The sequence below is a fragment of the Shewanella hafniensis genome (genome assembly GCF_019655335.1).
Lineage (GTDB): Bacteria > Pseudomonadota > Gammaproteobacteria > Enterobacterales > Shewanellaceae > Shewanella > Shewanella hafniensis.
This window is the reverse complement of record NZ_BPFD01000127.1, coordinates 1-6,854: the sequence shown is the minus strand read 5'-3', so window position 1 is coordinate 6,854 and position 6,854 is coordinate 1. Positions and strand designations below refer to the sequence as shown.

Annotated in this window: 5 protein-coding genes; 3 read left to right on the top strand and 2 right to left on the bottom strand. The window is 44.4% G+C overall.

Annotated elements, in window-relative coordinates; all coding sequences use genetic code 11:
• Window positions 1–315 precede the first annotated feature (315 nt).
• Complete coding sequence (locus K5Q99_RS20935) at window positions 316–717, top strand: GreA/GreB family elongation factor (RefSeq protein ID WP_220778021.1); 402 nt, start codon at window positions 316–318, stop codon at window positions 715–717.
• 752 nt (window positions 718–1,469) lie between these two features.
• Here K5Q99_RS20935 and K5Q99_RS20930 read toward each other — a convergent pair.
• On the bottom strand, window positions 1,470–2,246 hold the full coding sequence (locus K5Q99_RS20930; RefSeq protein WP_006080441.1) for an AraC family transcriptional regulator: 777 nt from the start codon (window positions 2,244–2,246) through the stop codon (window positions 1,470–1,472).
• Window positions 2,247–2,596: 350 nt separating this feature from the next.
• Between K5Q99_RS20930 and K5Q99_RS20925 the strand changes: the two genes are divergently transcribed.
• Window positions 2,597–3,487: a DMT family transporter gene (locus K5Q99_RS20925; RefSeq protein WP_107948869.1), complete on the top strand. Its 891-nt coding sequence runs from the start codon at window positions 2,597–2,599 to the stop codon at window positions 3,485–3,487.
• Window positions 3,488–3,650: 163 nt separating this feature from the next.
• Window positions 3,651–5,282 (top strand): methyl-accepting chemotaxis protein, encoded by a 1,632-nt coding sequence (locus K5Q99_RS20920; protein ID WP_220778020.1) that lies wholly within the window; start codon window positions 3,651–3,653, stop codon window positions 5,280–5,282.
• Window positions 5,283–5,582: 300 nt separating this feature from the next.
• Here the strand turns inward: K5Q99_RS20920 and K5Q99_RS20915 are convergent, their stop codons facing one another.
• Complete coding sequence (locus K5Q99_RS20915; protein WP_106651881.1) at window positions 5,583–6,428, bottom strand: FAD:protein FMN transferase; 846 nt, start codon at window positions 6,426–6,428, stop codon at window positions 5,583–5,585.
• Window positions 6,429–6,854: the final 426 nt, after the last annotated feature.

The window sequence follows — 6,854 nt, the reverse complement described above, 5'->3', positions numbered from 1 at the left end:
AGTTAGCACTTTACATTATTCGCCATATTGAACGCTTGAAAAAGCAACCCATAACACACACTTTTGACTGGAGATGTAAAACTATGTTTAGCACTGCATTTTCATCACTATTTTCCCATGTATTAGCGAGCACTCTTAGTTTAACCTGCTGCTTGGCTAAATCATTCCGCTTCTCACTCAAATTCCCAGTCTAAGCCGAGCGTCACTCGCGCTCGGCAGAACTTTAATACTCTTGTTAAATAAGCACTGAATCCAGTTATTACTCTTTTTTAAATTCTTTGCTTGCACTTTTACTTGGTTATTTCAGAGGCGGAAATGGCATATTCCTTTTTTAGCGGTTTATTTCAGAATTTTATACTAAAAACCGAAACCTATTATTTACAGAACAGTTTTAATGCCTCCCTGCGCCCAACTGCTTTGGCAGGCGTGATTAGCAAACTTGAGCAGCTCAAGCATGATGTGGCGAGTGATAAAGTGACTGTGGGGCGGGAGATCCGCTTAGTTAATCTGCAGGATCAACAGGAGTATCAAATTGAGCTCGTGTATCCACCAAAGCATAAACCCAGTGCAGGACGCTTCTCTGTTATATCCGATTTAGGCGTTAGCCTACTGGGGCGGTCAAAGGGCGAGTTGGCTGAAGTGAGTATTTTAGGCAAGCCAGTGCTGTTTATGATTAAAGATGTCAGTCTAGCGAAAAAACCTAAAAAAGCTAAGTAGCCAGCTGATTTAAGCAGCGTTATTTCTAATGGCTTTTAGTGATTTATGTTGACTGAATCTACTCAAGTGTTAAGCCATTTTAGATGACGTAATTAAAGATATAGTGTGTTCTACTCCGTGACAACATACTTCAACTCGCTATTAGCGGCGGCTTCTAGCGGTACTTTCAACATAATAGGATAAGAAGGAATGTTATTTTGAAGTCATTAACTGGCCGCGTTATTTATTAAAGACAGGCATTAAATTAATTTAACACTGAAATTAACGCCTTTTGCCACTATTTACACTAAGTCATGGCAGCGCTTTAAGGTAAAACAGCAAAGGGGTTAAGAGGTTTAGGTTCGGCAACTCATCGTTAAATTACGTTTTATGTGTCCTTTATAAATTAACCGACTCAATTTAAGCCTGAAATAAAAATTGAGCCCAACTATCGGAACCGAATTGCGGCGCGGAACCGGATAGTGACCTTCACTTTGGAGTCTATATCTATGAGTAAAGAAAAAAACAAAAAACCGCCAATGAAAACCTTAAAAGAGAAGCGTCAGGATAAACGGAACCGCCAAAAAGCATCCGACTAATTTATCCACCAATGTAAAAAACCCTTAAATCCTCTCTTTAAATAGGCCGAAATAAGGGTGCTAAATGCTTTGGCACCCTATTTTATTTCTCGGTTTTATCCGCTTATCGCCTCACAACATCCGCTAGCGTTCGAATTAATAAGAGGTCATTTTTCAACATAAGTCTATGCGCCATCACAATCGACGGCGATACTGCTCCGGCGAGCACTGGGCATACTTTTTAAACATCACAATATAAGGTGAGGTTTGGTTATAGCCGAGCGTTAATGCCACCTCTTTAATAGCTAGCCCCTGACGCAGCAATTGTAATGAATAGATAAACTTATGCCTTTGCCTTAACTCGGTAAAACTCATCCCCAGCGCCTCTTGGCAACGACGGGCTAAGGTACGCTCTGTAGTGTGTAATTCATTGGCCCAAGATTTAAAGGTCTTAGGACTCGCAGGATCCGCTTCGAGTGCCAGCAACAACGGCTGTAAAAGTTTATCTGAGACTGTGGGCAAAAATTGCGGCAGAGCTTGGCCGATAGTGAGCTGATCGAGCAAAACCTCAACAAGCCGTTTATCCGCTGCCGAGTTTGCCACTCTAACTTGCCGCTCCCGCAGATCGTTTACGATTGATTGGGCAATAGGAGTCACAGCTAACAAACAGGTCTCTAGGGGAAACGCCGCAGCCCGCTCGGCAACGATATTCATCGAACAATAATGGATACTACGCCGAGTGAAACTTTCATGCTCTATCCCCGCAGGAACCCAAATTGCATATTGCGACGGCGATAAAAACCGTTGCCCTGCAGCATGTAACTCCATAATTCCACCGCTGATTAACTGCAGTTGTCCCCAAACATGTTGATGTTTTGGCGTTACCGTATTTGGCAAGAAAGCTTCATAGTTAAAGAAAATATCCGCAACTGGCTCTTGCTCTGCCGTAAGGGGATGATAAACCGTACGCATTTGTCTGTCCTTAAAGCCTTCTAGCTCAATACACTCTCTGATTCAATAGCACTCAACTGGTTAATAGCACTCAAGCAATCCAGATTTAATCGCACTGGTTTAATCGCGCTCAAGCGATTTTTCCATCCCATAGCACTCTGTCCGCCGAGGAACTGACCTTGTCTGATAAGCGATATCTATATCATAACCGACCATGGATAATTGCCTGCAATGATTATCTGGATGTATAAGTAATACGTAGTAAGCAGAGTCTCTCGTTCTGAGTTACTCAGTTTTAGCCATGTAGACTCAGTCGCTTATGCCTATTCACTCATGTCCAGCCACGTAAACCAGTATCGAAAGGCAAAATCATGTTGTATTTGTTTCCCCTATTAGCCGTTTTCATTTGGGCGGGTAACTCGATAGTTAATAAACTCTCATTTGGGATTATCGATCCTGAAGCCATAGCGTTTTACCGTTGGTTTTTTGCAATGTTGCTATTAACGCCCTTTGTCGCGGGTCGCGTGTGGCAAAAGCGCCGAGTGATCTTGCCACTGTTACCTAAGTTCGCGACTTTGGCCATGCTAGGTATGGTGCTCAACCAGAGTCTGGCCTATTTTGCCGCGGCCACCACCACGGCGACGAATATGGCATTGATCACCTCACTCGTGCCTATGATCAGCCTGTTTTTAGCCGTTCCCTTACTCAAACAGAAGCTGTCGCCGTTAGCCTTTGGTGGCACACTGATCTCGCTCGTTGGCTTAATTTTTATGTTAAGCCACGGCGATATGATGAATCTTGCCATCGGCGTCACCCAAGGTGACTTGTTATTGCTGTTCAGCGCCTTTGTGTATGCACTCTATGGTGTATTACTAAAACGCTGGCAATTACCACTGCCCACTTGGGAATCGGTTTATATTCAAGGACTCATAGCCGTATTTATGCTGACACCACTGCTGTTCAGTAGCCCGAGTATGGCGATCAGCACGCAATCGGCACCACTAATACTGTATGCGGCAATTGCGGCCTCGCTGCTCGCGCCGTGGGCTTGGATCAATGGCATAAGCAAACTCGGCGCCGATCGCACCAGCGTATTCTTTAATTTAATGCCTATTATTGCGGCGATACTGGCGGCCATCATCCTAAATGAAACCTTGGCCATTTATCATTACATTGGCGGCTCTATGGTCATTATTGGCGTCATGCTAGTGCAGATAAAACCTAAGCCAAAAGCCATCCCCACCTTAGCTTGCCCCGAATAATTTAAGCTAAACACCTAAGCCCTGGCTGCACAGTCGGGGCTATTCATCTTCTTTCTATGGGCACAAAACTTCGCCCAGAATCCCATCGCAATCTGCTGCACGCAAAGGCAATTCTATAAATAACGGCTAAGCTATTTATTAAGTTATTAATGGAGATCGTCCTATGTTTAACAGTATTCGCGTTAAGTTTTCACTGATGTTTGCCATTATGGCGACAGCGCTCATTGTTATGGCCGTCACAGACGCCATGCAAAGCCGTGCGACGGTAAAACAGATGCAAGAGTTCAGTCAGTTATTTAATCCTGCGATTTCGGCGATTCTCAATGCCGACCGCGATCTTTATCAAGCACAGCTCAGTGAAGAAGTGTTATTAAGGGAAGAATTATCAGCCGAGAATCGCAAGAGTGAGATTGATAACTGGCAAGAAAACGTCGACCAAGCCCGTGACCGAATGGGCGAGTTTAAAAAAATCCTTAAAGACCATCTGCTGGTACTGCAATCCACCAATGGCTTTGAAGCGCAATTTTCCCTTTGGTATCAAGCCTCATCTGAAGTCATTAATGCAGTCAAAAGTAATGACTTTGAACGCGCGAAACAACTCCACGAAACCAAATCCAAACAAGAATTTAAAGCCTTAAGAAGCATCTATAATGCCGCAGGGGAAGCGGCCGATAACCGCGTCAAAGAGCTGGACTTGCAAGCGACAGAACAGGCAACCACTCAAACCCAAATTTCCCTCACCATAGCCAGCTTAGTGGCCATAGTCGCTCTGTTGATTGCCTACTTCGGCCCTAAAATCATCGTTAATGCCATTAAAGATATCACTAGCAGGATCAATGACATTGTTGATGGTGACGGTAACTTAACTCAACGGATCCCGATCAAACGTCAGGATGGAAACGGTGAGCTTGCCGAGGCCTTTAACTTGTTTGTAGAACAACTGCAGCAAATGGTGATCTCGATTATTGGCCAAACCAAGGATGTGAGCCAAACCGTTGAAAGTCTTGCGACTAAATCGGCAACCACTATCAACATCAGTCATGAACAAGAGCAGTTTGTCGATACCATAGTCACAGCGGTCAATGAAATGAGTGCCGCCGTAAGGGAAGTCGCCAGCAATGCCCTGCACACGGCGACCGAAATCACTAAGGTGAACGACCAAACGGTGGAAGGTAAAAATATCCTTGCCCAGTCCGTTAATCATATTCAGCAACTGTCTGAGTCGGTAAAAAATGCCGTAACGGTTATCGAAAAACTCTCAGTTAATTCAGCCAATATTGCCTCAGTGCTCGATGTGATCCGCTCTATTGCTGAGCAAACTAACCTGCTCGCCCTTAACGCGGCCATTGAAGCGGCGCGCGCTGGCGAACAGGGCCGCGGCTTTGCCGTGGTCGCCGACGAAGTGCGTACACTGGCGAGTCGCACCGAAACCTCGACCCAAGATATTCAGCGTATGATTGAAGAGTTACAACGCGGCGTAAATGATGCGGTTAAAAGCATTGAATCGGGCGCCAGCCTGACCACATCAACCGTCACCCTCGCCAGCCAAACCCAAGATGCATTGGATGAAATCCTAAACTCCACCTCTAAGGTCAGCGAGATGTCCACTCAAACGGCAACGGCGACCGAAGAGCAAACCCATGTAACCGAAGAAATTAACCGTAACTTGACTGAATTATCCGATAAAACAAGATACTGCAACTTAGTCATTCAAGAGACTCAGCAAATCGTCGTCAACACTAAGGCTATTTGCAGCAATCTACAAAAAGAAGTGGCGCGATTTAAAGTCGCTTAAGATAAATGACTAACGATAAATGGTTAGCGATAAGCTATTGAAACGAAAAGAGTGCCCAATAAGGCACTCTTTTTAATAGAAATAATCTAATAGAAATCCTGCAAAACAAAGCCTGAAGATAATAAAAGCTCCACTGCCGTATGCAAGTTGCAAATAACGGTAACGATACTGAACCCAAGTTATATCGATTCACCCGTCAAAGTGCGAATAACAGTACTAACTGCTTAATGTTAACTCACAGTAATGATTGAATTTCTAATTCAATCATCTGCAAAAGCTGTAAAACAGCCAAAAGATACATCACTCAAAACTGACTAATCGACCACCTAAGTGGGCAATTCTATCAGTGACGGAGTCAGAACTTAGGTAACCTGCGACCTTAGTCAAGGCATCAGCACGCCAAGCAAAAGGCGCACTCACACTGACAATACGCTCAGTTTCAGCATCGATATTCACATCAGCAACATTGCCCGTTGGCAGTAATAGCGCTGGATAATCATGGCTTAAGGTTTGTGATACTCGCGAGCTTGCCAGCGCCATATTGCTCACGCAAATCTTTTGGCTCAATCCCTTTGGGCCACGGCAGAGTACATTTAAAGAGGCACTGCCAAAGACTTTTAAATCACCACCGGCATTGACCCAGCCACCGCCAACGCCCGCGCGGCGCAACTCACTCACCGCAATATCGACCGCATAACCTTTGGCTATACCGTCTAAGGTTAAAATGAGTGGCCTAGCTAATCGCACTTGATTGCCTTTTATTTCAATATCCTGCCACTCGCCTTGCAACAGTAAAGGCATACCAAGATAAGCAGGCAAAGCGCCGCGGGACATCATTTCCCCGCCGACAGTACAATTGAACAAATTATTACTCGCCTTGCCTAGCCACTTAGCTAACTTGAGCACCCGTAAACTGTCTTGGCTTACACTAATCCATGTTCCCGGCTGGCGATTTAACTGATTTAACTCACTGTCCTGCTGATGAAAACTCAGCAACCGCCCAATATGCGCCACACGCGAAAAAGCCGCTGTGATCGCGGCTTCTAAGGTTTTATCCCCAAGTGGGATCACACCGCCTTGATCTGGCAGTGACTCGGCGGCAATTTCCACCAGTGTTCCGAGTAATGGCTTAGCGCGACGTATCATGATAAAACCCACTGTAGTAGGAAGATCTGAGGGATCAGCAATAAACACTTCATCCCGTTAAATTTAAACAAAGCACTAAGAGTAATTAACATAATTTGTGCGGATTCTATTAAAGTCTCTACTTCAATACAAATTGTTGCCATTAATTTTTATAGGGACTTTAGATACTAGAGAACGTTTTACATTTAAAAACAATAGATTGCTTATTAAGGCATTCTTAAAGTTATTTTACGTGCCATTACTATCGCAACGCTAAACAAGCGAACTAAATCAAAACATCCCCGACTGAGCCCTATTGCTTACTGCCACTCATTATTTACGTTATTGATGCTGGCTTACCCATCAATTACTCAAATTAAATGGGGCGATAAATCACTCACTGACTCCATCCTCCCAGCTGTCAGCTTAAAATTTACGCTATTTCAT